The following is a 26,532-nucleotide window of genomic DNA, read 5'->3' on the forward strand; positions in this document are numbered from 1 at the left end:
AAAGAGGGCACCTAAACACAGTCCCCTTTCCGCAAGGTATGTTCCTCCCTCATGGTGAGCCTGTCGAACCACGCACAGCGCTGCTGCCACGAAATCACCGCATGCCGCCCTCAAGAAGCGAGGCCCGCGCACCGGGCGCGGGCCATCCTGTTCAGCGCAGTTCCTTGCGCAGGATCTTGCCGACATTGGATTTCGGCAGATCGTCGCGGAACTCGACATATTTCGGACGCTTGTAGCCGGTGAGGTTTTCCTTGCAGAACTTCTTCAGGTCCGCCTCGGTGAGGTTTGCGTCCTTGCGGACAACGAAGAGCTTGGGCACCTCGCCCGAATGCTCGTCCTCGACCCCGACAATGGCCGCTTCCAGAACGCCGGGATGACCAGCGACCACCTCTTCCACCTCATTGGGGAAGACCTTGAAGCCGGACACCACGATCATGTCCTTCTTGCGGTCGACAATGGTGACCTGACCGTCTTCGGCCATGGTGCCCATGTCGCCCGACCGGAAGAAACCATCCTCCGTCATCACCTTGGCGGTCTCGTCCGGGCGGTTCCAGTAACCGGCCATGACCTGCGGGCCGCGAATGCAGATCTCGCCGACCTTGCCGCCGGGCAGATCCTTGCCGTTGTCATCGCGAATGGTGATGTCGGTCGAGGGAACCGGATAGCCGATCGTTCCGGTGAATTCCTTCGCGTCGAAGCTGTTGACGGTTGCGACCGGAGAGGTTTCCGACAGGCCGTAGCCCTGTGAAATGACACAGCCCGTCAGCTCCTGCCAGCGTTCGGCAACGCCGCGCTGCACCGCCATGCCGCCGCCGAAGGTGACAAGAAGGCTCTTGAAGGGAAGCTTGCGGAAATCCTCATTGTTGAGGAGCGCGTTGAACAGCGTGTTGAGGCCCGGGAAAATGTGGAAGTCGAAGCTCTGCAGCTCCTTCACGAAGGCCGGGATATCACGCGGATTGGGGATCAGCACATTGTTGCCGCCCAGCTTCATGCCCATCAGCGCGTTCACCGTGAGCGCGTAGATGTGATAGAGCGGCAGCGCGCAGATGAGCACCGGCGCTTCGGGCTTCGGCTTGCCGATATAGGCGCTGCGGAACCACAATTCGTTCTGGATCACATTGGCCATGACATTGCTGTGCAGCAGCGTCGCGCCCTTGGAAACGCCCGTCGTGCCCCCCGTATATTGCAGGAACGCATTGTCGGACAGTGTCACATTGACCGGCTTGAAGCCCTTTGATGCGCCGCGCTTCAGCGCATCGTTGAAGGAAACATGCCCCGGCAGCGACCAGGCCGGCACCATCTTCTTCACCCGGCGCACGACCAGATTGACGATGAAGCCCTTGAGCCCCAGAAGATCGCCCATCGAGGCCACGACCACATGCTTGACCGTCGTTCTTGCCGCGACGGCCTGAAGCGTGTGGGCGAAATTCTCAAGGATGACGATGGCCTCGGCCCCGGCGTCGTTGAGCTGATGCTCAAGCTCGCGCGGCGTGTAGAGCGGATTGACGTTGACCACCACGTAACCGGCCCGCAGCACCGCCATCATGGCGACGGGATATTGCAGGACATTGGGCATCATCAGCGCAACGCGCGCGCCGGGCTTCAGTCCAAGCGACTGGAGATAGGCGGCGAAGCGCTCCGACAGCGCATCAAGCGCGCGATAACTGAGCGCCTTGCCCATGCAGGTGAAAGCCGGACGGTCGCCATGGGCCTTGCAGGCATCGACCAGAAGATCGCCCAGCGACGCGAACGGATAGTCCCCCATCTCGGCGGGAACGCCTTCGGGGTAATGATCGACCCAGGGGCGCGGAAAATCCGCCCCGGTATTTTTTGTCTTTTTGGCCGCCGTTTTGGCGCTTTTGGCGGGCTCCGCCGTGGGGGCGACGGTCTTCTCGCCCTTGGCGGTCGTCTTTGCGCTTTTAGACAACTGTTCCTCCCAGAAAGAAAACCCAGCTATAACGTTTACGTTCACGTAACAAAAAACGCAACGCCAAGCGTTTTTGAAAGGCCAACCGTATTTGAAAGAAAGGGCGGGCGCACGGCTTCACTGCGGCTCTGCCCGGAGCAAGGCGGGGGACGGCATCACTGTCCATAGCCTTCATGCTCTTCGAGAAACGCCAGCTCTTCCGGCCCGCTCTCGCGGCCAAGCACCCGGTTTCGATGCGGAAACCGGCCAAAGCGCGCAACGATGTCGCGGTGCTCGATGGCGAATTTCAGCGCCTCTTCCTGCCCGAGCGAACGGAACAGCATCACCGCGCGCTCCTGATCCGCAAGCACTTCGGAGTGCATGTAGGGCATGTAGAGGAATTGCCGCTCGCGCTCGTCCATCCCATCGTCGAAGCCTTTCTCGATGGCCTGCGCTGCGACCTCGATGGCGAGTTCATCCGAGGAGAACGCGCCGGGCTGACGCCGATGGATGTTGCGCGGGAACTGATCGAGTACGATCACGGCGGCCAGAGCGGCCTTTGGATCGGTCTTCACATTTTCAGGCAGCTTCTGCACGAGCTGTTCGTGCAGCGCGCCGAAGCGCTCGCGGATCAGCGCGTCCGTCTCTTCACTGACGGTGAACCAGTCCCTGGGCGTCAGCGTGCCGAACCAGAAGTCCAGAACCTCGTCTTGCCAGTTTTCGCCCATGCGGTTCTCTCCTCGAAATAACGGTATGCTTATGCATATGGTCCTTGCGGGACCTATACTACAATATCCTGGATGGAGATTTGTTGCGCCCATCAAGACTGATTCGACAAAAAGTTGCATTTGCGGCGTGAAAGTGATCGAGGGAGTTCCCTCACCTTTCGATCTTTGCTTATATGCCGGCTTCCAGGGCCTCATAAGCAGGCTCATGCGAGAGTTAGGGAGACCTCAATGAAAACCAAAACGACCTTTGCGGCTGCGCTGCTTGCCGCCACGGTTCTGAGCGGCGCTGCCAGCGCCAAGACGCTTGTCTATTGCTCGGAAGGAAGCCCGGAAGGCTTTGATCCGGCGCTCTACACCGCAGGCACCACGTTCGACGCGTCGTCGAAGCCCGTCTACAACCGTCTCGTGCAGTTCGAGCCGGGTACGACGAAGACTGTTCCGGGCCTTGCAGAGAGCTGGGAAGTTTCCGACGATGGTCTTGAGGTCACCTTCAAGCTTCGCGAAGGCGTCAAGTTCCACACCACGGACTTCTTCACGCCGAGCCGCGACTTCAACGCTGACGACGTGCTGTTCTCCTTCAACCGTCAGTACAGCAAGGACCACCCGTACAACGCCTATGTCGAGGGCGCGTCCTGGGAATACTTCAACGGCATGTCCATGCCGGACCTGATCAAGTCCATCGACAAGGTCGATGACTACACGGTCAAGTTCGTGCTGAACCGCCCGGAAGCACCGTTCATCGCCAACCTGGCCATGGACTTCGCCTCCATCTTCTCGAAAGAATATGCTGACCAGCTCGCAGAAGCCGGCACCATGTCTGACCTGAACCAGAAGCCCGTCGGCACCGGCCCCTTCCAGTTCGTGGCTTACCAGCCCGACGCCGTGATCCGCTACAAGGCGCATCCGGACTACTGGAACGGCAAGCAGCCGATCGACGATCTGGTGTTCGCCATCACCACCGAAGCCTCCGTGCGCCAGCAGAAGCTGATCGCAGGCGAGTGCCACATCACGCCTTACCCGAACCCGGCCGACATCGAGAGCCTGAAGGCAAACGATGCGCTGAAGGTTGACGAGCAGGAAGGCCTGAATGTCGGCTACCTGGCTTACAACACCAAGGTTGCGCCCTTCGACAATGCGAAGGTCCGCAAGGCGCTGAACTCGGCGATCAACAAGGAAGCCATTCTCGACGCCGTGTTCCAGGGCGCCGGTCAGGCAGCCAAGAACCCGATCCCGCCGACAATGTGGTCGTACAACAACGCCGTTGAAGACGACGCCTACGATCCGGAAGCATCGAAGAAGATGCTTGAGGAAGCAGGCGTTACGGATCTCTCCATGAAGATCTGGGCGATGCCCGTTCAGCGTCCGTACAACCCGAACGCACGCCGCATGGCAGAGCTGATCCAGGAAGACTTCTCCAAGGTCGGCGTCAATGTCGAGATCGTCTCCTTCGAATGGGGTGAGTATCTCGAGCGCTCCAAGGAGGAAGACCGCGACGGCGCAGTGCTGCTCGGCTGGACCGGCGACAATGGCGATCCGGACAACTTCCTCGCCGTGCTGCTCGGCTGTGACGGTGTTGGCGGCTCCAACCGCGCCCAGTGGTGCAACGAGGAGTTCGAGGGTCTGATCCAGAAGGCCAAGACGCTTTCCTCGCAGGACGAGCGCGCCAAGCTCTATGAAGAGGCCCAGGTCGTCTTCAAGCGCGAAGCACCCTGGGCAACCATTGCGCACTCCGTGGTTCACATGCCGATGCGCAAGGAAGTCACCGGCTACAAGATGGACCCGCTCGGTGGCCACGCCTTTGAAGGCGTAGACCTCGCCGAGTAGGCCCCACAACAGAGACAGGAACCGGCGGCAGCGCGAGCTGTCGCCGGTCGTGTATTAGATGCTCCGTTTCTTTCTTTCACGGCTGGCGCTGCTGATCCCCACATTCATCGGGGTCTCCATTGTTGCCTTTGCCTTCATCCGCCTCCTGCCAGGCGATCCGATCATGCTTCTCGCCGGCGAACGCGGCATGAGCGAGGAGCGCTACCAGCAGCTTCAGTCGCTCTACGGGTTCGACCAGCCGCTGTTCGTTCAGTATTTCCATTACATGACGGACCTGCTGCAGGGTGATTTCGGCACCTCCATCGTCACCAAGCGCCCGGTGCTTCAGGAGTTCCTGACGCTGTTCCCGGCCACGCTGGAACTGTCGCTGTCCGCGATCATCGTGGCGATTGCCATCGGCGTTCCCGTCGGCGTCATCGCCGCCGTCAAGCGCGGCTCCTGGCTCGACCAGACGGTGATGGGTGCGGCCCTTGTCGGCTATTCCATGCCGATCTTCTGGTGGGGTCTGCTGCTGATCATCCTGTTCTCCGGCATTCTTGGCTGGACGCCGGTGTCAGGCCGTATCTCGCTGCTCTACTTCTTCCCGCCCGTGACCGGCTTCATGCTGATCGACAGTCTTCTGTCGGGCCAGCCCGGCGCCTTCAAATCGGCGGTTTCGCACCTCATCCTGCCGACCATCGTGCTGGCCACGATCCCGCTTGCGGTGATCGCCCGCCAGACGCGCTCGGCCATGCTTGAAGTGCTTGGCGAGGACTATGTGCGCACGGCGCGCTCGAAGGGCCTTCCGCCCCGCCGGGTGATCGGCCTGCACGCGCTGCGCAACGCTCTTATCCCCGTGGTGACCACCATTGGTCTCCAGGTGGGTGTGCTGCTCGCAGGCGCCATTCTGACCGAGACGATCTTCTCCTGGCCGGGCATCGGCAAGTGGATGGTCGATAGCGTGTTCAAGCGCGATTATGCGGTGGTGCAGGGCGGACTTCTGCTCATTGCCGCCATCATCATGATCGTGAACCTGATCGTGGACGTCCTCTACGGTCTGATCAATCCGAGAATCAGGCACTGACCATGACCTCGACAAACACAAAAGACCCGAATGCCGCCGTCGGTCTCGAAGGCGGCACGGTCATCGCGGTCTCACGGCGCGCCCGTCTTGCGGAGTTCTGGTACTATTTCAGCCAGAACCGTGGCGCCGTGATCGGCCTCTATGTCTTCATCGCAATCGTTCTGATCGCCATTTTCGCGCCGGTGCTTGCACCGCACAGCCCGACCATGCAGAACCGCGGCTTCTTCCTGCTGCCGCCGGTCTGGGAGGAGGGCGGCAACTGGTCGTTCATCCTCGGCACCGACGCCGTGGGCCGCGACGTGCTTTCACGCCTGATCTATGGCGCGCGCTTCTCGCTGTTCATCGGCGTGGTGGTGGTGTCGGTCGCCGTCTCCGTGGGTATTCTGATCGGCCTCATCGCCGGTTATTTCCGCGGCGCGGTAGACACGGTCATCATGCGCGTGATGGACATCATCCTCGCCTTCCCGTCGCTGCTTCTGGCGCTGGTTCTGGTCGCCATTCTGGGCCCGGGCCTCGTCAACGCGATGATCGCCATCGCGCTTGTGCAGCAGCCGCACTATGTGCGCCTGACGCGCGCTGCGGTGATGTCGGAGAAGGGACGCGACTATGTGACGGCGGCACGCGTTGCCGGCGCGGGCAACATCCGGCTGATGTTCAAGACCATCCTGCCGAACTGTACCGCACCGCTGATCGTGCAGGCGGCCCTCTCCTTCTCGGCCGCGATCCTTGATGCGGCGGCGCTGGGCTTCCTGGGCATGGGCGCACAGCCGCCCACACCCGAATGGGGCACGATGCTGGCCGAAGCGCGCGAGTTCATCCTGCGCGCCTGGTGGGTCGTCACCTTCCCGGGTCTCGCCATCCTGATCACCGTTCTGGCCATCAACCTGATGGGCGACGGTCTTCGCGATGCGCTCGATCCCAAGCTGAAGAGGTCGTGACATGAGTAACAAGAACGGTGCTCTTCTCGACATCCGCAATCTGAGCGTCGAGTTCGAAACGGCGGGTGGCACCCTGCGTGCGGTGGATGGCGTTTCGCTGTCCGTCGATGCGCGCGAGGTGCTGGCCATCGTCGGCGAATCGGGCTCGGGCAAATCCGTTTCGATGCTTGCGGTCATGGGGCTTCTGCCCTGGACCGCGAAGGTCAAGGCGGATGCGATGCTCTTCCAGGGCCGCGACATCATGAACCTGTCTCCTGCCGAGCGACGCAAGATCGTCGGCAAGGACATCGCCATGATCTTCCAGGAGCCGATCGCCAGCCTCAATCCGTGCTTCACGGTCGGCTTCCAGATCGATGAAACGCTGAAGATGCACACCAACCTGACGTCCCGCCAGCGGCGCGACCGGACGGTGGAACTCTTCGAGGCCGTGGGCCTGCCCAACGCCGCCGATAGGCTGAGCGCCTATCCGCACCAGATGTCGGGCGGCCAGTGCCAGCGCGTGATGATCGCCATGGCGATTGCCTGTGATCCCAAGCTTCTGATCGCCGACGAGCCGACCACCGCGCTCGACGTGACGATCCAGAAGCAGATTCTCGATCTTCTGGTGTCGATCCAGGTCGAGAAGGACATGGGCATGATCATGATCACCCATGACATGGGCGTGGTGGCGGAAACGGCCGACCGTGTGATCGTGCAGTACAAGGGCAAGAAGATGGAGGAAGCCGACGTGCTTTCGCTGTTTGAAAAGCCCCAGCACCCTTACACCAAGGCGCTGCTTTCGGCCCTGCCGGAGAATGCGACGGGCGACCGCCTGCCGACCGTCTCCGACTTCGTGTTCGATGAAGCGCCGCAGACAGGAGCCCGCCCATGAGCGAGATCGTCCTGGAGACGCGCGGCATTACGCGCGACTATCACATCGGCGGCGGCTTTTTTGGAAAAGGCCGCACCGTCCATGCGCTGAAAGGCGTCGACCTGAAGGTCGAGAAGGGCAAGACGCTGGCCATCGTCGGCGAATCGGGCTGTGGCAAATCCACCCTCGCCCGCATCATGACGATGATCGATGCGCCCACCTCCGGTGAACTGCTGATCGACGGCAAGCCGGTTGAGATCGGCAAGAAGGGCGTGGATCCCGAAATGCGCCGCAAGGTGCAGATCGTTTTCCAGAACCCCTATGGTTCGCTGAACCCGCGCCAGAAGATCGGTGACGTTCTGATGGAGCCGCTGATCATCAACGAGAAGGTTCCTGCCCAGGAACGGCGCGAACGCGCCATGGAGATGCTCTTGAAGGTTGGCCTGCAGGCCGAACACTTCAACCGCTATCCGCACATGTTCTCGGGCGGCCAGCGCCAGCGCATCGCCATCGCGCGCGCGCTGATGCTGCGACCACGCCTGCTGGTGCTGGACGAGCCGGTTTCCGCGCTCGATCTTTCGGTGCAGGCGCAGGTGCTGAACCTTCTGGCGGACCTTCAGGAAGAGTTCGGCCTCACCTATGTCTTCATCAGCCACGACCTTTCGGTGGTGCGCTACATCGCAGACGAGGTGATGGTGATGTATTTCGGCGAAGCCGTGGAGTACGGAACCCGCGATGCGGTGTTCTCCGACCCGCAGCACGAATACACCCGGTCGCTCTTTGCAGCGACGCCGCGCGCCGATGTGGAAAGCATCCGCAAGCGGCTGGCTGAAAAGGCCGCCTGAAGCGCCTCAGCCTGACAGACATTGAAAAGCCCGGGACCACAGAGGCCCCGGGCTTTTTTTATGATCACAGCGCGGCGCCTGAAAGAATGCGGCTAAAGCAAATTCCAGGAAAAGTGGGAACCGGTTTTCCGTCCGGAATCGCGTTAAAACAAAGAGCCAGGGTGTTTTCGCGTTTCAGCGAAATTGCTCTAGGGGCTCTTCGGCAGCGCATAGCCTGCCTCTTCCGCCCAGCGCACATGCTCCTCCGCCTTTTCCAGAAGCCATGTGCGCATGGCGATGACGGAGGGGCTGACAGGCCCGCGCGACACCGAGGAGAGATAATAGCTGTTGCGTCCGGGCACGGACGGGCCGCAGGGCCGCACCAGACGCCCGTCGCGCAGCATGGCCGCCGCCGTGACGTCATCGCCAAGCGCCACGCCAAGCCCGCGCGCAGCAGCCTCAAGACAAAGCTGCGTGCGGTGAAAGATGAGATGGCCCGATGCGGCGCTGAGGCTGGACCCCTGACGCCGCAGAAGCTCGTCCCATGTGTTGACGCCCCGGTCGTAGATCAGCTTGTTGGCGATGAGCCCGTGGGTGCGCACATGCTCTGCGCGCTCCGGCGTGCAGACGGGGAAGATCGTGAAATCCAGAAATGGCTCGCGCGAATAGCCCGGCACATCGAGCCGCCCCCAGGTGAGCGCCAGATCCGTGTCGGGCGCGATGGTGCGCGGCGGCTCGGGATAGGAGCGCAGTTCCAGCTCGATGCCCAGCGTTTCCAGAACTTCGTCGGTGAGCAGCGGCATGAGCCAGAGGGCCGCCAGATCCGAATCGGATTCCAGCACCACCCTGCCCTTCGCGTTTCGCGTGGCGCGCGTGCCCGTATCCAGCGAGATGAGCATCAGTGCATCGGCGACGATTTCCGCATAGCGCGCGCCACCCGGCGTGAGCGCCACCTGCCGGTGCCGCCGCTCGAACAGCGGCATGCCGAGATCGGCTTCGAGATTCTTGATGTGTCGGCTGACGGAGGCATGGGTGACGCCAAGCTCTTCGGCGGCGCGCGAGAAGCTCTGGTGCCGGGCGGCGGCATCGAACGCCCGAACGGCGTTGAGATTGGGCAGACGCTGGCGCATGACTTGGGGTCAGGACCTCTTCCTATGGCCGCAATGGTCGGCCTGATTTGCGCGGATATGCTCGCCGGGCCGGTTCGATGGACGCTCGATCGACCGGCGACCTGCTGCGTCAAAGCCCTTGATCCCGGGGGGAGGGGGGAATGGCCCTGCCCGCAGCGTAACATAAACGCACACAACGGGAAGAATAATTTCTATTGTGTAAAACGGCCATAGACCCCAAATAGGAACTGTAGCGATGGGTTGACCGGCCGAAACCGGCAGCACACCGCCGCAGACTCTCTACATTGCTAACCCTCTCAAGGAGGTTCTGATGTCACACTACACGGTGGGCGTTGGTTCCAGCCCTGAAATGCAGCGCTATGCGCGGCAGGCGAACAAGGCCCGTTCGGCGGTCCTCAAGCATGCCCTGACCGCAATTGGCACGCGTATCGGGCACATCTGGCGCAAGCCCACGGGCACGCCGCCGATTGGTGGAGCGGATCCGGTTTGAGACTGCCAGGGCAGAGCGCCGAATCGCTTTTGGAACACGACGAATAAGGGCCGGTCCCGATGGCGGGAACCGGCCCTTATTGCATTCAGACACAGAACGCTTCGCTTGGGGCGCAACCGCCCGGCCGCAGACTGACTAGACCACCATGACCGGGCAACCGGCCAGACTGGTGACCTTGTGCGACACACTGCCCAATAGATACCCCTCCAGATCACCCAGTCCACGGCTGCCGAGCACGATCAGATCCACCTCGCGTTCCTTTGCGAACTTGACGATGGTGCGCGCCGGCTGGCCGTTCTTCACGAAGGCGCGGGGGTTTTCCGCCCCCATCTGCAATGCGGCCTTCTTGGCCGCATCGGCGATCTCCTTGGCATGCTCCCGCATCACGTCATCAATGTTCTGCGGATCATCGGGCCGCACCATCGACATGGACGCCTCAAGCAGGCTGTGATGCCGGAACACGGTGAGCGTCATCAACTCGGCGCCCGTGGTCTTCTGCATCTGAACGCCCATCTCGAGTGCCTTCAGCGCGTTTTCCGAACCGTCGACGGGTACAAGTATTCTCTTGAACATGACGCGTCTCCTAATCGAATGCCAGGCTGGGCAGGAACAGGGCGATCTGCGGGATGAAGATCAGCGCCACCGACACGCCAAGCAGGATGAGCGTGAATGGCGGGATGCCACGGATCACGTCCATATAGGGCCGCTTGAAGATGGCGATGGCCGTGAAGATGTCACACCCGAATGGCGGCGTGGCAGAGCCGATGGCCACCTGCAGCGTGATGATCGTGCCGACCAGAACCTTGTCGAGACCGACCGAATCCACCACCGGCGCGAAGATCGGCACCAGAACGAGAATCACCACGATCGGGTCCACGAACATGCAGCCGACGAAGAACGAGATCGAAATGACCGCGAGGACCATTTTCGGCCCCATCTCGTCAATTCCGATGGCGCCGAGGATCTCCTGCGGGATCTGGGCAAAGGAGATGACCCAGGAAAAGGCCGTGCCCGCTGCAACCAGAATGAACACCACCGCAGTGATGAGGCCGGTCGACTTGGAGATCTTGTAGATGTCGGCAATGGAAAGCGACCGGAAGATCACCAGCTCCAGGAACAGCGCATAGGCCACACAGATGGCCGCGGCCTCGGTGGGGCTGACGATGCCGCCATAAATGCCGCCAACGATGATGACCGGGAAGAACAGCGGCCAGATGGCCGCCCGCACGGCTGCGACCCGCTCGCCCCACGGCGCTTTTGGTTCCGTCGGCACGCCCTTGATGGTCGCGTAGACGATGCAGTAGGCGGAGAACAGGACCAGAAGCAGAAGGCCCGGCCCGATGCCGGCGATGAAGAGTTCTGCAATCGAGGTCTTGGAGACGACGCCATAGATGATCATGCCGATGGATGGCGGGATCAGGAAGGCGATGTCACTGGCGTTGATGATCAGCGCCAGAACGAAGGAATCATTGTAGCCGGCCTTGAGCATGCGCGGGCGCAGCGGCGAGCCGACAGCAACGACCGTGGCCTGCGTCGAACCGGACACCGCGCCAAACAGCGTACAGGCGGTGGCGGTGGAGACGGCCAGGCCGCCCTTGATGTGGCCGATGAACTTCATGACCATGTCGATCAGACGGTCGGCCGACTGGCCACGGGTCATGATGTCTGCGGCGAGGATGAACATGGGCACGGCGATCAGCGACGCCGGGCGAATGCCGGCCAGCATCTGCTGAACCATAAAGTCCATGCGGTCGAAACCGCCGAACAGGCCATAGAAGCCGTAGCCCGCGCCCAGAATGAGCGGAATCATCATCGGGAAGCCGAAGAGCAGCAACACGATCATGATGGTGGAGATTTTGAGTGTCATGGTCGCTGGCCCCGGTCAGATCTCGATTTCGTCTTCTTCGTATCCCTCCAGAACATGCGTGGAGAGATAGATGTCCTTCTGGACGACGTTCTTCAGCGCGGTGAGCGCGTACTGCACACCGGTGATGAAGAAGCCGACAGGGACCCAGAGATAGATCCAGTAAACGGGGATCTGCATGGCCGGCAGGATGCGACCGGACTTGGCCACCTTGCCGATGTAACCAATTGCGAAATAGCAGAGCGCGAACATGGTCAGCGCGGTGATGACCGTGATGACGATCATCAGCACCTTGCGCGTCTTGGGCGGCAGGGCGTCGTAAAGGGCGGACATGCGGATGTGACGCCCGTGACGCGCGGCATAGCCGATGCCGGCGAAGGTGATGAGAATGATGAGGATGCTGTTGAGCTCCTCGGAGAAAAAGATTGTGTGGCCGATGCCCCGGCTGACCACATTGGCGATGGTGTTGAGCGCCATGAGCATGACGCCGAGCGCGAGCATCACCGACTCGATGCGGCTGATGGCATTGTCGAACATGCCGATCACACCGGGCAGTGTGGATTCGTATGTTTCGCTGTGCTGTTCAGATGTTTCGTCGTCACTGCCCATCTTCATTCCCCTCAGTGAGATGACGGAACCCCGCGACCCAAAAGGGGCCGCAGGGCTCTTCTTGTTTTTGCTGCGGGCAGCGGGCTACTGCGTCGCGGCCTTCAGGTCTTCCTTCATCTGGTCAAGAATCTTCTTGCCGCTGTCGCCGGTCATCTCGATGAACTTGGCCTCAACCTGCGCGGCGGCTTCCTTGAAGGGAGCGCGCTGCTCTTCGGTGAGATCGCTGATGGTCATCTCGGGCTTGGCTTCCTTGATCTTCGCAAGCGATTCCTCGCTCAGACCCTTCTGGTATTCGAGGATGTGCTCGAATGCTGCGGAAGACGCGTCCTGGACGAGCTTCTTCTCCTCGTCGCTCAGGCCATCATAGAATTCCTTGTTGGCCATCACAGCGGTGGTGAAGTTGTTGTGGCCGGTAAGCGTGATCGCGCCGGTCACTTCATACATCTTCGTGGACTCGACCCAGAACAGCGGGTTTTCCTGACCCTGAATGATGTTGGTCTGCAGGCCGCCATAGACCTCGCCCCAGGGAAGCGGCGTCGGCGTTGCGCCGAATGCCTTGTAGCTTTCCACCAGAAGCGGGTTGGTCATGACGCGGAACTTCACTTCGTTCAGGTCTTCCGGCTTCTCCACCGGATCCTTGGTGTTCATCACCACTTCGCCCTCGGGGAACATGGTGAGAAGCTCGAGGCCCTGCTGAGCGTAGAGCTCCGGGAACATCTCGTTGATGGCCTTGGAGTTGCGGAAGAAGTCGCCCAGTTCTTCGGACTTTGCCGGAAGCAGGTAAGGCACGAAGAAGACCTGCGCTTCGGGGATCAGCGCGCCGGTGAAGCCCGGGGACTGGTCAACGAACTGCAGGATGCCGGCCTGTGCCTGCTCCATGATGTCGGCAGACTCGCCAAGCGTGCCGAACGGGAAGAGCTGGACCTCGTGGTCCGAATTGGCCTCGATCTCTTCCTTGAACTTCTGGGCGTAGACGCCCTGAACGTCGGTCATCGCTTCTTCGAAAGCGTATTTCCAGGTGTCCGCCTGGGCAGCGGTTACACCGGCCGCAAAGATCGCGACGCCGGCGAGGCCTGCCTTTAAGCGGGTCTTGATGGAACGCATTCTGTTCTCCTCTGTCTTTGACGTACTTGGTTTAGGCAAAAAGGGAATCCGCGCCAGAAGCCGTTGTCGGCTAAAGGCAAATCGTATTCAGGCGAACGGCGTCAACTGGCTGGAAACCAGCCCGGTACGGTCGCAATTCCGCGCAAACGCGCTTTTGCCGGGAATCTACGACGGCGCTTTTTGCTGCGCCCGAGAAGCAGGGGGAAAGATGCGGCGCTCATGATGACAGCGACGATATACGCCTGCTGCCAGCAGAACGAACGCAGATGGCCACACCGCAGGGGCATGGCCTCATCATTGTTCGCGCCGATCATTTGGGGTGCGCTCAAGCGCGCCTCCTTGCTCCCAGTCGTCGTTCGACCCGGCCAGCGTGAAACAGACGCACGGCAGAGTCAATCGATTGTGCAATCGATTGTTTCCATTAGCAGAAGCGACGGCGGGAGATAAAGTTCCCGAAAAATCGGAAACTTTATATTTGCGGCTGTAATTGAGGGGAGTGAAAACCGATGACGGGCTGCCCGCAATCCTGCGGACAGCCCTGTTTTATACTATGCGCGGGCTGCTGCCTGGCGATGCAAGACTTCCCTGAGATTGAACGCTGCTTCCATCAGGTCCTTCGTGTAATCGCTCTGTGGATTATCGAAGACGTCGCTGGTGAGCCCCTCTTCCACGACCTGGCCCGAACGCATCACGATGGCGTAGTCGGACAGCGCCTTCACCACGGACAGATCGTGGCTGATGAAGATGAAGGACAGGTTGTGGCTTTCCTGGATACGCCTGAGCAGGGTGATGATCTGCTTCTGCACCGAACGGTCAAGCGCCGAGGTCGGTTCGTCCAGCACGATCACGGTGGGCTTGAGGATCACCGCGCGGGCGATGGCGATGCGCTGGCGCTGACCGCCCGAAAACTCGTGCGGGAAGCGGTTGCGCATGGACGGGTCGAGCCCGACTTCCTCCAGCGCCTGAATGGCCCGTTTGTCGCGCTCGCGCGCGGACAGTTGCGGCTCATGAACGAGCAGCCCCTCGGTGATGATCTCGCCCACCGTCATGCGCGGGCTGAGCGAGCCATAGGGGTCCTGGAACACCATTTGCAGATTGCGCCGGAAGGGCCGCATGGCCGCCCGGTCAAACCCCTGAATGGACGTGCCCTGATAGACCACCCGCCCCTCGGACGGCAGAAGCTGCAGGAGCGCGCGGCCGAGCGTGGACTTGCCCGACCCCGATTCGCCGACAATGCCGATGGTCTGGCCGGCGCGCAGCGTCAGCCCGACATTCTGCACGGCCTTCACCTCGTAGCCCGGACCGGACAGGAAGCCGCCCTTCACGACGAAGGTCACGCAGACATCCTTCGCATCGAGCAGGATGGGCTGGTCGTTGCCGACCGGAGGCTTGTGCCCTTCCGGCTCCGCCGCCAGCAGCATTCTGGTGTAGTCCTCCTGCGGCCGCTCGAAAATGTCTGCAGTCTCGCCCGTCTCCACCACGAGCCCCTTCTGCATCACATAGACCCGGTCGGCAAAAGCTTCGACGATGCCGAGATCATGCGTGATGAAGAGAATGGCCATGCCGAGCTTTTTCTGCAGTTCGGCCAGCAGGCCGAGGATCTCGGCCTGAATGGTCACGTCGAGCGCCGTCGTCGGTTCATCGGCGATCAACAGGTCCGGATCGTTGGCGAGCGCCATGGCGATCATCACGCGCTGACGCTGGCCACCGGACATTTCGTGCGGATAGGATTTCATCCGTCGCTCGGGATCGGGAATGTGGACGAGCTTGAGAAGCTCCAGCGCGCGCTTGCGCGCCGCCCCGGCCGAAAGCCCGCCATGAACCCGGATCGGCTCACAGATCTGCCGCTCGATCGTGTAGAGCGGATCAAGCGAGGTCATCGGCTCCTGGAAGATCATGGTGACCTTCGCGCCGCGGATCTTGTTGAGCTTCGCGCGCGGCAGGCCGATGAGTTCCTGCCCGCGATAGCTGACGGAACCGGAGACGGAGCCGTTGGACGCCAGAAGCCCCATCGACGCCATCATGATCTGGCTCTTGCCGGACCCCGATTCGCCCACGACGGCGACCGTTTCGCCGGCGTTCACATGCATGTCCACACCACGCACCGCCTCGACTGCGCCATCGGGCGTGTCGAAGGTGACGCGAATGTCGCTTATGTCGAAGATGCGTTCCTCGTTCTGCTGCTTCATGTCAGCGGTCCTTCGGATCGAGCGCATCGCGCAGGCCATCGCCCAGGAAGTTGAGCGCAAACAGGAGCGCGGTCAGCGCCAGCGACGGATAGAGCAGCATGTAGGCCGCCCCGCGCATGTTGCGCGCGCCCTCGGAGATCAGCACGCCCAGACTGGTCAGCGGCTCCTGCACGCCCAGGCCGAGGAAGGAGAGGAAGCTCTCCAGAAGAATGACCTTGGGCACCAGCAGCGTCATGTAGATGATCACCGGGCCGAGCGTGTTGGGGATGATGTGCCGCTTCAGGATGCCGCTTGAGCCGACACCCAGCGCCTCGGCCGCCTGCACGAACTCACGCCTTCTCAACGCGATGGTCTGGCCACGCACGATACGCGCCATGTCCAGCCACTCGACCGCGCCGACGGCAATGAACATCAGCACCACGTTTCGCCCGAAGAACACCACCAGAAGGATGGCGAAGAAGGTGAAGGGCAGCGAGTACAGTATGTCGACGATGCGCATCATCACGTTGTCGATGCGCCCGCCCAGGAAGCCGGCGGTGGCTCCGTAGATCACGCCGATCAACAGCGCCACGCCCGTGGCGAGCGCGCCGATCATCAACGAAATGCGGATCGAGATCAGCACGCGTGCAAACAGGTCGCGCCCGTTTGCATCCGTGCCGAATATGAAACGCAGACGCTGGACGTCTGCCTCCATGATGATCGACTTGTTGTCGCCGGCCTGCTCGACCACACGGGCGTTCGAGAACAGATCCGAGCGGTCGAGATAGCGCGTCACGCGCGGATCGATCTCGCGGCTGGATGTTGCTTCGATCCGCACCCTGTCGCCATCAAGCTCGATGGAACTGGTTTCAAGCCGCGCCCGCGACAGGGCGGACTCGGCCAGCGGCACGATTTCTGCCTGACGCGGATAGGGCTCGAGGCTCGCTGGCACCTTCACGAAGTCCGAATAGACGCGCGCATAGGGATGCGGCGCCAGCATCGGCCCGAAGATGCCCGCGAAAACGAACAGGATCAGAACGAACAGGCTGGCCATGGCTGCGCGGTTCTTGCGCAGCCGCATGAAAGCCGTCTCCCAGGCCGAACGGCTCTTGGTGGTCGGCAGCTCGCCCTCTGGCGGCATTGGGCCGGTGGCGATGTCAGTCATAACGCACTCTCGGATCCAGCGCCGCATAGAGGAGGTCGACGATCAGGTTGAAGACCACCACGAAGACGGCGATGATGATGACGGTGCCCATGACCAGCGTGTAATCGCGGTTCAGGGCGCCCTGGACGAAGTAACGGCCGATGCCCGGCAGGCCGAAAATGGTTTCCACCACCACGGACCCTGTCAGCAGCGCGGCAGCCGCAGGCCCGAGATAGGAAATCACCGGCAGACAGGCCGCCCGCAACGCATGCACGACCACGATCATGCGCGTCGGCAGGCCATAGGCCCGCGCCGTGCGCACATGGTCGGAACGCAACGCCTCGATCATGGAGCCGCGTATCAGGCGGGCGATGATCGCCACCTGCGGCAGGGCGAGCGTGATGACGGGCAGCACCATGGATTCAGGACTGCTCCAGCCGCCGGCCGGCAACAGGCTGAGCCAGACACCGAAAATCAGCGACAGAAGCGGGGCGACGACGAAGTTCGGCACGGTGATGCCGAAAGTGGCGACCGCAATAACCGAATAGTCGACCCAGGAATTCTGGCGCAGCGCGGCAATACTGCCGAGCACGCTACCGATCAGCAGCGCAACAAGCAGGGCCATGCCACCGAGCTGGATGGACACGGGCAGACCATTGCCGATCAATTGCTGAACGGAGAAATCCCGATAGATGAAACTCGGACCCAGATCGCCACGGGCGAGGTTGCCGAGATAATAGAAATACTGTTCCCAAAGCGGCTTATCGAGGTGGAAAACGCGGTTGAGGTTTTCCAGGACCTTGGCCTCCAGCGTGCGCTCGCGGTCGAAGGGACCGCCCGGCGCCACCCGCATGAGGAAGAAGGCGAAGGTGACAATGAGGAACAGGGTCGGAATAGCGCCAAGAAGACGGCGCACGGCATAACCGAGCATCGCTACCAACTCTCATATGTGTTCGAAACCGCCCGGCCCACGAAGGGGCCGGGCGGAAAGATCGAACGCTGTTGTTACTCGCTGATGCTCATGAAGCGCGTCCCATGGACGTTCTGGATGTTGTCTTCCCAGCCATTGAGCTTGGGCGACACCAGAGACAGGGACGAGTAGAACAGAAGCGGGATGTAGGGCATGTCTGCCATGAACGTCGCTTCTGCCTCGCGCAGGATCTCGGCGCGCTTGACCAGATCGGTCTCGGCAGCGGCCTTGTCCATCAGTGCGTCATAGTCCGGGTTCTCATACTGGGCGTAGTTGAAGCCGGTGTTGTCGCTCTCGACCAGGAACAGGAAGTTCTGCGGGTCGGAGTAGTCGCCGATCCAGCCGGCGCGCGCCACGTCGAAATCCTTCTGGTCGCGCAGGTTCGCATAGTGAGCGGACAGGTCGCGGACATTGAATTCGACATTGACGCCGAGCGGCTTCCACATGTCGGCAATCGCAGTTGCCGTGTTCTTGTGGTTCTCGGAGTTGTTGTAGGCAAGCTCGACCGTGACCGGATTGTCCGGACCGTAGCCGGCTTCCGTCATCAGCTCGATGGCCTTGTCTTCGCGATCGAGCAGGGACATGTCGGCCCACTCGGCCGGCGAACCGCCGCCTTCATAATTGCCGATGCCGGGCGGAACCAGCGAATAGGCGGGCAGCATCGCGCCGGCCCAGATCTCGTCGCCCAGGAACTCACGGTCGATGACCATGGCGAGCGCCTGCCGCACCTTCGGGTCCGACATGACATCGCGCTTCATGTTAAGCGAGTAATAGTAGGTGCCGAGATAGGGCGAAATGCGAACCTGATCGCCCAGACGCTCCTTCATGGACTTGATCTGCTCGGTCGGAAGATCGGAGCAGCTTTGAACCTCGCCGGCCTCGAAGCGGCGCACGCAGGTCGCGCGGTCTTCGAACGGAATGTACTCGATCGTGTCGATCTGGACATTGTCGGCGTCATGGAAGTTCTCGTTCTTCTCCATGACGATCTTGTCGCCCGGCGTGAAGGAAACGAGCTTGTAGGCGCCGTTGGTGACGATGTTTTCGGGCTGCACGAAATCCGTGCCATGCGCCTCGACGGCCTTCGGGTTCACCGGCAGGCCGGTCTGGTGCGTGAGAAGCTCCAGGAAGAACGGGGTCGGCTGCTCGAGCGTAATCTCAAGCGTGCGATCATCGACGGCTTTCACGCCCATCTGATCGGCTTCCATCTCACCCTTGTTGATCGCCTCGGCGTTCTTGATCGGGTAGAGGATGTTGGCGTATTTCGCGCCCGTGTCGGGCATCATGATACGGCGCAGCGAGAACACAAAATCCTCAGCCACCACCGGGTCGCCATTCGACCATTTTGCATCGTCGCGCAGGTTGAAGGTGTAGACGGTGCCATCATCGGACACGCTCCACTCCTCGGCCACACCCGGAATGATCTTGGCGTTGGCGTCATAGACGACCAGGCCTTCATAGAGATCGCGCATCAGGTGGGCTTCGGCAACAAGCGACGTCTTGTGCTGGTCCAGCGTTTCCGGATCGCCGTCATTGCCGCGTACATAGGTCACGGCGGACGCTGCCATCGCCGTCGAGACCAGAATCGTACCCGCGAGCAGCGGCCGTACCAGGGATTTCAACATTTTCCCTCACTCCCATTTTGCTTTCATATCATCCGACGAACGGATGAGAGACGCGGCATTTGGCAACGAATTTCCGTATACGTCAAACGCTTTCGGGGAGGATTTCCTAAGGTTGCAAGAAATTCGCAGCAAACACCGATGGGATGCATTACCGCTGAGCGGAACACTGCGAGAGGCTCGACGGCTTTCGGGCAGAGGGCAAAAGATGCGTTTGGTGAGCAAGGCGTCTGGGCCTGAACTCACGCTGGGGCCGGGCCTCTGCCTGCGACATTTCATGCAGCCCGACGGACGGCTGTGACGGCCTGTGCGTCCACATCGCTCAAGGCCATATGTCGCAACACGCAACCGGATTGACTGTGCAAAAGCCGCGGAAGAAGAAGAAACTTCGGCTTGACCGGTTCTGTGTGTCTGAGATCAGAGAAAATTTGGTGGAGCCAAGGTCCGCATAACTAGCGTACCGCTACATCCCTATATGAACTTTTACCCAATAAAATCAGATATTTTCTAAGAAGTCTCATGCTTCATCGTCCCGCAGAAGCCCGCGACATCCCTTGACAGCCCCTAAATATTAGGGGCAGATTAGGGGCATTCAGACATACAGGTCCGGCGGTCCGAGGCAATCAGATCGCGGACCCGCAGCAGGATTCACCTTCATGAACAGTTCACGCCCCACCACAATCTCCGCTCCGACATGGAACAACCTCACCGAGATCGTGAGCACGGTCATGGCTAATCTGGGTGAGGGGTTCCGTGCCCGCCATGTGCGATACGGGCATGGTGGGAACGGCTGGCCGACGGTCCAATTCGCTCTCGAACGCATCACCCGGCATTGAGAGCGCGGCCATGGCAGACAAATTGCTCACGCCACTAGAGGTCAAGAATGCCGCCCCCGGAACCACCCTCAAAGATGGAGGTGGCCTCTTCTATCGCGCCACCGCGAAGGGCAATGGACGATGGGCGTTCCGGTTCACGTCCAAGGACCCCGGATATCTGGCCGCGCAGGCCGCGAAGGGCAGCAAGAGCCGCCAACGCGAAATGGGCCTTGGAGGTTTCCCGGACGTCAAGCTCGCCACAGCACGCGAAAAAGCACAGCATGCGAGGGAGTGCGTTACCCGTGGGCTAGACCCGATTGAGGAAGCCGAGCGGGAAGCACGGGCCGCGCGGTTGGCCGCCGAAACCGCTGCTTCTGCCGCGACGTTCGGCACCTATGCCGACGAAACATTCATTCCGTGGAAGATTAAGAGCTTTCACAACCAAAAGCACATCTACCAGTGGAAACACACCTTTACGCATCACGCCAAGGACCTGCGAAGCATGAAGCTGGCGGACATTACACGAGAGGACATTCTGTCCGTTTTGGAGCCGATTTGGGAGGATAAGCACGTCACCGCTGCACGTGTACGCGGGCGGCTGGAAGCGCTGTTTGACCACGCTATCCAGAACAGCAAGTACCGCCAAGACAACCCGGCAAGGTGGGAGTTGTTCAACGCAACACTGAAACCGCCGCAGAAGCTTACCAATGGACATCTATCCGCAATGCCGTGGTCGGAGGTTCCTACCTTTGTTGCCGCACTGCGCCAGCGGGCGGGGAGCGGGGCGCTAGCCTTGGAATTTGCCATCCTGTCAGCGTCGCGGTCCGGCGAGGTCCGGCTTGCCCGTTGGGACGAATTTAATTTCGAGCAGAAGCGTTGGACCATCCCGGCAAGGCGCATGAAAACGCGGCGCGACACGAAGCGCCGCGATCATATCGTGCCTTTGACTGACCGCATGATTGCCATACTAGAGGTGGCGCGAGCGCATTGTATCAACGCACCCACAGGAAACGACTACGTATTTCCGGGCGGGAAGCGGGGCGAGCCAATGAGCGACATGACGCTCCGGGCTGTCATGCGCCGGATGGGGATTAAGGATCATGTTCCCCACGGCTTCCGAAGCTCGTTCCGGGACTGGATCAGCGAGGAAACGGACTATGATCCAGCGCTGGCCGAGGAAGCATTGGCGCACCAACTAAGCGAGGTACAAGCTGCATACAAGCGTGGACAAGCCGTTGAGCGCCGCCGGGTGATGATGGAAGCTTGGGGCGCTTACTGCGACGGGCGCGTTGGGCAAGGCAAGGCTATCAACGTGGTCCCCATGTGGGCAGCGAATGGAGAATAGGCATGGCACGCGAAACGCTCGCTGATATTCTCTCCGGTGCTCCTGCGCCGGTTCCACGAACCGAGTTGGAGAGAGCTTTCAAAGCCCTGCTTGATGAAGCTGATACCCGTGACGGGCAACTAGACCCGGGTCAATTTTGGGAACTCGTGGCAGGTCTCGCACGGGGACGGGGCATTGCCGACGAATTGGAAGAAATCGCCACCAATATGTTGGGCGAGAGTGACACTGGGCCCAACGATCCGCCACGCTATCATTGGTCCGTGCTGTTCCACCTGCTTGAACGCTTGGGGCAGTTCGGTAGCGGTGTGCTCCCCAAAAAATTCTCGCCAACAGCCTTCATGCTAGCTGCCGATGACAGGGTTCGTGGGCGGCGGCAGCACGTTGACATGCTTGGGTTAAACCCGAGTGGCCGAAACCAAAGGGCGCTCGCCCGGGCAGCGCAAGCCCTGCTTGTCCTCGCCGTCCTACACCGTAAAGCGTTCGATGGCATCACAGAAGCGGAAGCACGGAGGCGGGTGTTGCCGCCGGAAGGGCACCCCACCGACGAAGACATCAACAATGTAGGCTTCACACGCACTTGGCTCGACTGGAAACGGCGTACAGCTGAAGTGTTAGGCGTTTCGCTGAACCAATTGCGCGAAGACGCCGAAGCCGCCGCGCGGGGGGAGGGAAACTTTGTAGACTTTTATGCGCCGAGTGCTTCCACTGTTAAGGAGCTCTGGCGCTTGGCCTATGCCCCCCGGTGAGATAATCCAGAAACCACCACCCTCCCGCCACGCACGCTGACGTCCTACAATCGTTGGGTCAATTCACGAACGTTTGAGGAACCAAGATGTCAGTTGAGCCGCAAAGGCCAGAACGTTTCCTGCCCCTCCCTGTCGTCAAAGACCTCACAAGTATGGGGCGGAATACGATCTACGAGCATATCCGGCAGGGGAGGTTCCCCGCACCCGTCAAGGTAGGGCGCAGGTCCGCTTGGCCGGAGAGTGAAATCGCGCGCTGGATCGAAGCGCGCAAGGCTGCGCGGAGCACAGCCTGACCCAATGAAAACGGCCGGCGCATGAACGCCGACCGTGAAAAGATTTCCTGACAATATCACCCCGCGCTCGCCAACGCGGACGCCTGCTCGGGAACAGGCAATAATCTTCAACCCCTTGAAAGATAGAGGGGATTATACCTCCAATGACAAGCGAAAGCCAAGTACACGATAACGTGTGCGCACCCGAATTCTGCCCAAATTCCGGCCCTACCCCCGACCTTGAAACCGAACCCCGTGCACCGTCGGACCACCATTGGCTCGGCATTCTGGAAAGCGCCGTTGAGCACGCCTTGACAGACCCGGACGACGCATCTGCCCTGCAAGTACAAATGGCTGTTGACTTGGTGCCCCCCGGCAAGATGCAAGAGAAAGTCGCTGCGCTCTTGGCTAGCGGAGCGGCCCCAGACGCAGCGCTGGACTGCATTGCACGGGCGTTCAACGACGGTGACGTAATCGAACTGCGGGCGGTATGCCCGAACGGCGGCGGCGCGTGGTCCCTCTGCGGGCGGCTCTCTCTGCCGGAAGAACACGACAGGATGCTTGGTTTCATCCGCAAGCACGTCGGGCGGGACAATCTCTATTTCGGAATCAACCCCCGCAAGCCCGAAATGGCCGGGACTGATCGGTCCGGCAGGGCTAATGACATCGTGGCGCGGCGTATGGCCGTTCTGGACCTGGACCTGAAAGATGCGCCGGACGCGGACCCGAATTGGACCCGGACATGCGAAGCTTTGCGGGCGCTGAACCCGATTCTGGAAATCAACAGCGGCAACGGCTTTCACTTCTGGTTTCTGATTGAGGGCGTGGACAGCGCGAACCTGCCGGCCTCCGTCGGACCTCTGGCGGAAGCCATGGCGCGGCTCGGCGCAGACAACATGTCAGACCTGCCCCGTATCGCCCGTCTTCCGTACACCGTGAACCTTCCCACTAAAACGAAGCGCCAACGCGGGGCAGTAGTCCGGCTGGCTGTGCCTGTTCAGGAGTAAAGATCATGCAGGCAACAAAAGCACAAAGCAAACCCGTGTCCGTGGACGTTCTCTGCGCGAATCTGAACGACATTGTGGGCCGGCTTAACTTGCCCGGCAGGGGCACCCCCTCTCCCACCTCGCTGGCAGCAAACAGCAACAATAACGTGAAAACGCCTTGGGCTGCGCCGTCGCTGGAAGCATATCGGGCGTTCTTCGAGGAACTGCCTAACGATCAGGGGCACTTCGACTGTCGCGATGACTTCACAAAGCTGCTCCATGCCGCGAAAGGTGCAGCCGTGGGCTTCACGGACGAGGGAAAGACCATTGCCCTTGAATGGGCGGCAAAATGGAACGGTGGCGTTGACGCTGCCCACGATGAAGCCTTGTGGAACGGCATCCGCGATCCTCACGTGGGTTGGGGCACCCTCATGCAGACACTGGAACGCATAAACCCGGCAGGAGCCCAGCGGGTCAGGGATGAGGCCGCGAAGCAAGCGTTCGCTCAACAGACGATCCAAACCCAGCAGATGTTCACGGCTGCACAGATCGGCCCCGTCCAACCTTTCAAGCCGAGCCAAATCCCACCCCGCCCGTGGCTCTACGGTCGGGTGATGCTCGCCGGATACATCTCCGGGCTTGTCTCCACAGGCGGCGTCGGCAAATCCCTTATCCTCATGGCGCGTGCGGTGGCGCTTGCAACCGGACGGGAACTGATCGTCGGGGAAAAGCCACTCTGCGCGATGCCAGTCTGGTACCACAACGCGGAAGATGACGATGCCGAGGCGTTGCGCCGGCTCTATGCCGTTTTGGAACACCACGGCATCAAGCATGCCGACCTGCGGGACAACCTCATCCTTACATCCGGGCGGAACTTGCCCTTGCGCTTCGCGCGCATGGGCAGGGACGGACCGGAAGTCGTTCCCGGTATGGTGGACAAGATTGTGGACACGGCCAAGCGGTTCAACGTGAAGGTCATCATGTTCGATCCACAGGGGGCGATGCACGGCCTGCCTGAGAATTCAAATGAGGCCATGAACTTTCTGGCGGGTGTCCTGCGTGAGATCGCAGACAGGACCAATGCCGCCATCGTCATCGCACACCACACTGGCAAGGTTGCAGCGCAGGATATGGACAGCGCCGGTGCGCATGCCTACCGTGGCGCATCCGCCGGTACAGACGCATTTCGGGTGGTCGAACAAGTCCGGGGCATGACTGCCAAGGAAGGTGCCACCTTCGGCGTGGCCGAGAGCGAGCGGCACAATTTCGTTCGGATCGACAATGGCAAGGCCAACTTCGCCCCTGCTAACGGGGCACGCTGGCTCCGCCGCACATCGATCAAGCTGCGCAATGGCAATGCAACATACCCATCCGGCGATGAGGCTCCGACCGTCGAGAGTTGGACCCCACCCACGGCAATGCCCGCCACAGCGTCCGACCTAGCACTGGTCCAGAATGCCATCGCTGCCGCTCCCACTTTGCCCCGGCTGGACACCCGGTCGCCAGAGTATATTGGGTGGCTTGTCGCAGACACCCTTGGACTGGATGCCGGCGGTCCCGACCTTCCCGCCAAGGAGCGCAACCCCGGACAAGCTGCCACCTACGCCCGCATCCGCGCAATGCTGGATGGCTGGTTGAGCGATGGCAGCCTCGTCAGGCGTGAAGAGCGCGACCCACACAGTCGCAGGCCCCGCCCCTGTGTCGGGATCGGAACACCTGCCATCGTCGCAGAGCCTGAACCGAGCGAAGGGCCGGCATGACGCCCCCCGGCACCGACTACTTTTCAGCATCGGGCTGGGGTCTGCGACTGGCGCACTACTGGCGCACTACTGGCGCACACTGGCGCGGCAAAGGTAAATACTGGCAGGGGGCGTCGGGGTGTAAAGGGGCCTCTCAAAAGGCCCTTTACCCCTGCGCCGCTCCAGTCATTTACTTAAGGGGATTTTACTGGCGCACCTTGGAAAACACGGCTTTTCGGGGTGTGCCCTGCCGGCTCCCTAAACTCTCCTGCGCGCACTGGCGCGCCGGTCGGTGCGACGCCGACACTGGCGCATTACTGGCGCAGACGGTGGGGCGCTCTGGTGTGCTTTCAGCGAACCGCCCCCTGCCGGACACAAGCAATCTCTCCGCGATCATTCCCGGTCGCGCGGACCTAACCACAGAACCAACCTCTTTCTTTGGAGCAAACCCAATGTTGGACAGCTGCAACAACAATAAACGCAACCGCCGTCGTGGTCGGCCTCACAAGCTCATCACGATCACCGTTAATGGTGACCCTCTCGCCAGTGGCACTCGGAATCGCACTGCCGAGTTTGACCGCGCATCGGCCTTCTTTGCGGCGAACCCTAGCCGCAATTTCTACTGGGCGAGCGCCACACACGCACAGGTCCGCGCCATGGCTCGCACCGGGGTGGTATTCGCCGCCCACTTCGACTATGGGCGCTATCCGGTCCAGCAGCATGCTGCCGAGGTTCGGGGACCGGGACCGCACGCACTCTTGTTCCGGCATGACTGGCACGCCCGGAGCCTTTTGCAGGGAAACCTGATCGTGCCGCCCGGATGCTTGATCCTGCCCAACTTCGCCCCCGACCACTGGGGGCATACCGATGAAGAACAGGAGTTGTCGGGGCATGCGTTGTGGTTTGGCTGGGAATCGGCAGAGGCCCCGACACCGTGGCCCGAATTCGACCACACCTCGGATAATGAGTGCTCCCCGCGCTCAGAGGCCATAGACGTTGTCCACCTGCGGGGAAACGAGATGTGGCGCTCTAAGATTGGGCATCTCGCAACCGGGTGGTAACAGCGCGGAAAGAAGCCCCCTGCCAAATGCTCGGCAGGGGGCTTACACGGGAATTGCGTAGGCACGGGAACATCAGATGGAAACCGCGAAAACTGGCTCATGGCCTTCCCGATGGCGATTAGGGGCTAGCTAGCCCACGCCTAGGGTGCTCACGATCCGCACCCAGCGTTCACGGGCAGCGCTGTCGTTCGGATCAAGGGTGTAGTCATGAAGCGCCGCCACAATTTCCGCCTGCTCACCCAACCGGCACCGTGCAAACATTGGGCCCAAGACATCCCTGTGCTGATGGATGAATGTACCAAGGTCCAGTTTGTTGGCCCGGTCCCCGCCCATGCCC

At 61.1% G+C, this 26,532-nt stretch carries 24 protein-coding genes; 12 read left to right on the forward strand and 12 right to left on the reverse strand.

Annotated features, from left to right (window positions below; genetic code table 11):
* Positions 1-151: 151 nt before the first annotated feature.
* Both AC4PTT_RS00470 and AC4PTT_RS00475 read right to left on the reverse strand, forming a co-directional pair.
* Positions 152-1,927: a long-chain-fatty-acid--CoA ligase gene (locus AC4PTT_RS00470; RefSeq protein WP_210346649.1), complete on the reverse strand. Its 1,776-nt coding sequence runs from the start codon at positions 1,925-1,927 to the stop codon at positions 152-154.
* A gap of 155 nt (positions 1,928-2,082) precedes the next feature.
* On the reverse strand, positions 2,083-2,634 hold the full coding sequence (locus tag AC4PTT_RS00475; RefSeq protein ID WP_206546560.1) for a DUF924 family protein: 552 nt from the start codon (positions 2,632-2,634) through the stop codon (positions 2,083-2,085).
* Between the two features lie 228 nt (positions 2,635-2,862).
* Between AC4PTT_RS00475 and AC4PTT_RS00480 the strand changes: the two genes are divergently transcribed.
* The 5 genes from AC4PTT_RS00480 to AC4PTT_RS00500 are packed head-to-tail and all read left to right on the forward strand — an operon-like array spanning position 2,863 to position 8,154.
* Complete coding sequence (locus tag AC4PTT_RS00480) at positions 2,863-4,458, forward strand: ABC transporter substrate-binding protein (protein ID WP_206546559.1); 1,596 nt, start codon at positions 2,863-2,865, stop codon at positions 4,456-4,458.
* 58 nt (positions 4,459-4,516) lie between these two features.
* Positions 4,517-5,521 carry an ABC transporter permease subunit gene (locus tag AC4PTT_RS00485; RefSeq protein ID WP_113153760.1) on the forward strand — a complete coding sequence of 335 codons (1,005 nt, stop codon included), beginning with the start codon at positions 4,517-4,519 and terminating at the stop codon, positions 5,519-5,521.
* A 2-nt stretch (positions 5,522-5,523) separates the two neighbouring features.
* Positions 5,524-6,459 (forward strand): ABC transporter permease subunit, encoded by a 936-nt coding sequence (locus tag AC4PTT_RS00490; protein WP_210343997.1) that lies wholly within the window; start codon positions 5,524-5,526, stop codon positions 6,457-6,459.
* 1 nt (position 6,460) lies between these two features.
* On the forward strand, positions 6,461-7,330 hold the full coding sequence (locus tag AC4PTT_RS00495) for an ABC transporter ATP-binding protein (protein ID WP_113153759.1): 870 nt from the start codon (positions 6,461-6,463) through the stop codon (positions 7,328-7,330).
* Positions 7,327-8,154: an ABC transporter ATP-binding protein gene (locus AC4PTT_RS00500; protein WP_113153758.1), complete on the forward strand. Its 828-nt coding sequence runs from the start codon at positions 7,327-7,329 to the stop codon at positions 8,152-8,154. Before AC4PTT_RS00495 ends, AC4PTT_RS00500 begins: the two co-directional genes overlap by 4 nt.
* A gap of 188 nt (positions 8,155-8,342) precedes the next feature.
* Here the strand turns inward: AC4PTT_RS00500 and AC4PTT_RS00505 are convergent, their stop codons facing one another.
* A complete protein-coding gene (locus tag AC4PTT_RS00505; RefSeq protein WP_206546557.1) occupies positions 8,343-9,263 on the reverse strand; it encodes a LysR family transcriptional regulator in 921 nt (306 codons plus the stop codon).
* 310 nt (positions 9,264-9,573) lie between these two features.
* On the opposite strand from AC4PTT_RS00505, the gene AC4PTT_RS00510 reads away from it, so the two are divergent.
* Positions 9,574-9,753 (forward strand): hypothetical protein, encoded by a 180-nt coding sequence (locus AC4PTT_RS00510; RefSeq protein WP_113153756.1) that lies wholly within the window; start codon positions 9,574-9,576, stop codon positions 9,751-9,753.
* A 135-nt stretch (positions 9,754-9,888) separates the two neighbouring features.
* On the opposite strand, the gene AC4PTT_RS00515 is transcribed toward AC4PTT_RS00510, so the two are convergent.
* The 9 genes from AC4PTT_RS00515 to AC4PTT_RS00555 all read right to left on the reverse strand — a co-directional run bounded on the left by AC4PTT_RS00515 (position 9,889) and on the right by AC4PTT_RS00555 (position 19,234).
* On the reverse strand, positions 9,889-10,326 hold the full coding sequence (locus AC4PTT_RS00515; RefSeq protein ID WP_206546556.1) for a universal stress protein: 438 nt from the start codon (positions 10,324-10,326) through the stop codon (positions 9,889-9,891).
* A gap of 10 nt (positions 10,327-10,336) precedes the next feature.
* Complete coding sequence (locus AC4PTT_RS00520) at positions 10,337-11,620, reverse strand: TRAP transporter large permease (RefSeq protein WP_206546555.1); 1,284 nt, start codon at positions 11,618-11,620, stop codon at positions 10,337-10,339.
* Positions 11,621-11,635: 15 nt separating this feature from the next.
* Positions 11,636-12,226 (reverse strand): TRAP transporter small permease, encoded by a 591-nt coding sequence (locus AC4PTT_RS00525; RefSeq protein ID WP_222474306.1) that lies wholly within the window; start codon positions 12,224-12,226, stop codon positions 11,636-11,638.
* A gap of 84 nt (positions 12,227-12,310) precedes the next feature.
* Positions 12,311-13,330 carry a TRAP transporter substrate-binding protein gene (locus tag AC4PTT_RS00530; RefSeq protein WP_113153752.1) on the reverse strand — a complete coding sequence of 340 codons (1,020 nt, stop codon included), beginning with the start codon at positions 13,328-13,330 and terminating at the stop codon, positions 12,311-12,313.
* Positions 13,331-13,431: 101 nt separating this feature from the next.
* Complete coding sequence (locus AC4PTT_RS00535; protein ID WP_317562487.1) at positions 13,432-13,659, reverse strand: hypothetical protein; 228 nt, start codon at positions 13,657-13,659, stop codon at positions 13,432-13,434.
* A 219-nt stretch (positions 13,660-13,878) separates the two neighbouring features.
* On the reverse strand, positions 13,879-15,519 hold the full coding sequence (locus AC4PTT_RS00540; protein ID WP_113153751.1) for an ABC transporter ATP-binding protein: 1,641 nt from the start codon (positions 15,517-15,519) through the stop codon (positions 13,879-13,881).
* 1 nt (position 15,520) lies between these two features.
* A complete protein-coding gene (locus tag AC4PTT_RS00545; protein ID WP_206546553.1) occupies positions 15,521-16,663 on the reverse strand; it encodes an ABC transporter permease in 1,143 nt (380 codons plus the stop codon).
* Complete coding sequence (oppB, locus tag AC4PTT_RS00550; protein WP_113153749.1) at positions 16,656-17,573, reverse strand: oligopeptide ABC transporter permease OppB; 918 nt, start codon at positions 17,571-17,573, stop codon at positions 16,656-16,658. The genes AC4PTT_RS00545 and oppB overlap by 8 nt, the downstream gene beginning before the upstream one ends.
* A gap of 74 nt (positions 17,574-17,647) precedes the next feature.
* A complete protein-coding gene (locus tag AC4PTT_RS00555) occupies positions 17,648-19,234 on the reverse strand; it encodes a peptide ABC transporter substrate-binding protein (protein ID WP_113153748.1) in 1,587 nt (528 codons plus the stop codon).
* Between the two features lie 653 nt (positions 19,235-19,887).
* Between AC4PTT_RS00555 and AC4PTT_RS00560 the strand changes: the two genes are divergently transcribed.
* The 6 genes from AC4PTT_RS00560 to AC4PTT_RS00585 all read left to right on the forward strand — a co-directional run bounded on the left by AC4PTT_RS00560 (position 19,888) and on the right by AC4PTT_RS00585 (position 25,155).
* Positions 19,888-20,067, forward strand: coding sequence for a hypothetical protein (locus AC4PTT_RS00560; RefSeq protein WP_492161915.1), 180 nt, complete (start codon positions 19,888-19,890; stop codon positions 20,065-20,067).
* Between the two features lie 10 nt (positions 20,068-20,077).
* The gene (locus tag AC4PTT_RS00565) at positions 20,078-21,391 is read left to right on the forward strand and encodes a tyrosine-type recombinase/integrase (RefSeq protein ID WP_492161916.1); all 1,314 of its coding nucleotides are present in this window, start codon (positions 20,078-20,080) and stop codon (positions 21,389-21,391) included.
* A gap of 2 nt (positions 21,392-21,393) precedes the next feature.
* A complete protein-coding gene (locus AC4PTT_RS00570; RefSeq protein WP_492161917.1) occupies positions 21,394-22,137 on the forward strand; it encodes a hypothetical protein in 744 nt (247 codons plus the stop codon).
* A 152-nt stretch (positions 22,138-22,289) separates the two neighbouring features.
* The gene (locus AC4PTT_RS00575; protein WP_492162578.1) at positions 22,290-22,430 is read left to right on the forward strand and encodes a helix-turn-helix transcriptional regulator; all 141 of its coding nucleotides are present in this window, start codon (positions 22,290-22,292) and stop codon (positions 22,428-22,430) included.
* A gap of 143 nt (positions 22,431-22,573) precedes the next feature.
* The gene (locus AC4PTT_RS00580; RefSeq protein ID WP_492161918.1) at positions 22,574-23,416 is read left to right on the forward strand and encodes a hypothetical protein; all 843 of its coding nucleotides are present in this window, start codon (positions 22,574-22,576) and stop codon (positions 23,414-23,416) included.
* A 5-nt stretch (positions 23,417-23,421) separates the two neighbouring features.
* Positions 23,422-25,155 carry an AAA family ATPase gene (locus tag AC4PTT_RS00585; RefSeq protein ID WP_492161919.1) on the forward strand — a complete coding sequence of 578 codons (1,734 nt, stop codon included), beginning with the start codon at positions 23,422-23,424 and terminating at the stop codon, positions 25,153-25,155.
* Positions 25,156-26,532 lie beyond the last annotated feature (1,377 nt).

Source organism: Nitratireductor sp. WH36-1 (genome assembly GCF_058725515.1).

Excerpts from the sequence above, each read along its gene's own strand:
- AC4PTT_RS00500 (WP_113153758.1), top strand. The coding sequence starts at position 7,327 with ATGAGCGAGATCGTCCTGGAGACGCGCGGCATTACGCGCGACTATCAC.
- AC4PTT_RS00555 (WP_113153748.1), bottom strand. The coding sequence starts at position 19,234 with ATGTTGAAATCCCTGGTACGGCCGCTGCTCGCGGGTACGATTCTGGTC.
- AC4PTT_RS00505 (WP_206546557.1), bottom strand. The coding sequence starts at position 9,263 with ATGCGCCAGCGTCTGCCCAATCTCAACGCCGTTCGGGCGTTCGATGCC.
- AC4PTT_RS00485 (WP_113153760.1), top strand. The coding sequence starts at position 4,517 with ATGCTCCGTTTCTTTCTTTCACGGCTGGCGCTGCTGATCCCCACATTC.
- AC4PTT_RS00480 (WP_206546559.1), top strand. The coding sequence starts at position 2,863 with ATGAAAACCAAAACGACCTTTGCGGCTGCGCTGCTTGCCGCCACGGTT.
- AC4PTT_RS00475 (WP_206546560.1), bottom strand. The coding sequence starts at position 2,634 with ATGGGCGAAAACTGGCAAGACGAGGTTCTGGACTTCTGGTTCGGCACG.
- AC4PTT_RS00580 (WP_492161918.1), top strand. The coding sequence starts at position 22,574 with ATGACAAGCGAAAGCCAAGTACACGATAACGTGTGCGCACCCGAATTC.
- oppB (WP_113153749.1), bottom strand. The coding sequence starts at position 17,573 with ATGCTCGGTTATGCCGTGCGCCGTCTTCTTGGCGCTATTCCGACCCTG.
- AC4PTT_RS00545 (WP_206546553.1), bottom strand. The coding sequence starts at position 16,663 with ATGACTGACATCGCCACCGGCCCAATGCCGCCAGAGGGCGAGCTGCCG.
- AC4PTT_RS00530 (WP_113153752.1), bottom strand. The coding sequence starts at position 13,330 with ATGCGTTCCATCAAGACCCGCTTAAAGGCAGGCCTCGCCGGCGTCGCG.
- AC4PTT_RS00585 (WP_492161919.1), top strand. The coding sequence starts at position 23,422 with ATGCAGGCAACAAAAGCACAAAGCAAACCCGTGTCCGTGGACGTTCTC.
- AC4PTT_RS00525 (WP_222474306.1), bottom strand. The coding sequence starts at position 12,226 with ATGGGCAGTGACGACGAAACATCTGAACAGCACAGCGAAACATACGAA.
- AC4PTT_RS00510 (WP_113153756.1), top strand. The coding sequence starts at position 9,574 with ATGTCACACTACACGGTGGGCGTTGGTTCCAGCCCTGAAATGCAGCGC.
- AC4PTT_RS00560 (WP_492161915.1), top strand. The coding sequence starts at position 19,888 with ATGAACAGTTCACGCCCCACCACAATCTCCGCTCCGACATGGAACAAC.
- AC4PTT_RS00495 (WP_113153759.1), top strand. The coding sequence starts at position 6,461 with ATGAGTAACAAGAACGGTGCTCTTCTCGACATCCGCAATCTGAGCGTC.
- AC4PTT_RS00540 (WP_113153751.1), bottom strand. The coding sequence starts at position 15,519 with ATGAAGCAGCAGAACGAGGAACGCATCTTCGACATAAGCGACATTCGC.
- AC4PTT_RS00565 (WP_492161916.1), top strand. The coding sequence starts at position 20,078 with ATGGCAGACAAATTGCTCACGCCACTAGAGGTCAAGAATGCCGCCCCC.
- AC4PTT_RS00520 (WP_206546555.1), bottom strand. The coding sequence starts at position 11,620 with ATGACACTCAAAATCTCCACCATCATGATCGTGTTGCTGCTCTTCGGC.
- AC4PTT_RS00490 (WP_210343997.1), top strand. The coding sequence starts at position 5,524 with ATGACCTCGACAAACACAAAAGACCCGAATGCCGCCGTCGGTCTCGAA.
- AC4PTT_RS00570 (WP_492161917.1), top strand. The coding sequence starts at position 21,394 with ATGGCACGCGAAACGCTCGCTGATATTCTCTCCGGTGCTCCTGCGCCG.
- AC4PTT_RS00575 (WP_492162578.1), top strand. The coding sequence starts at position 22,290 with ATGGGGCGGAATACGATCTACGAGCATATCCGGCAGGGGAGGTTCCCC.
- AC4PTT_RS00515 (WP_206546556.1), bottom strand. The coding sequence starts at position 10,326 with ATGTTCAAGAGAATACTTGTACCCGTCGACGGTTCGGAAAACGCGCTG.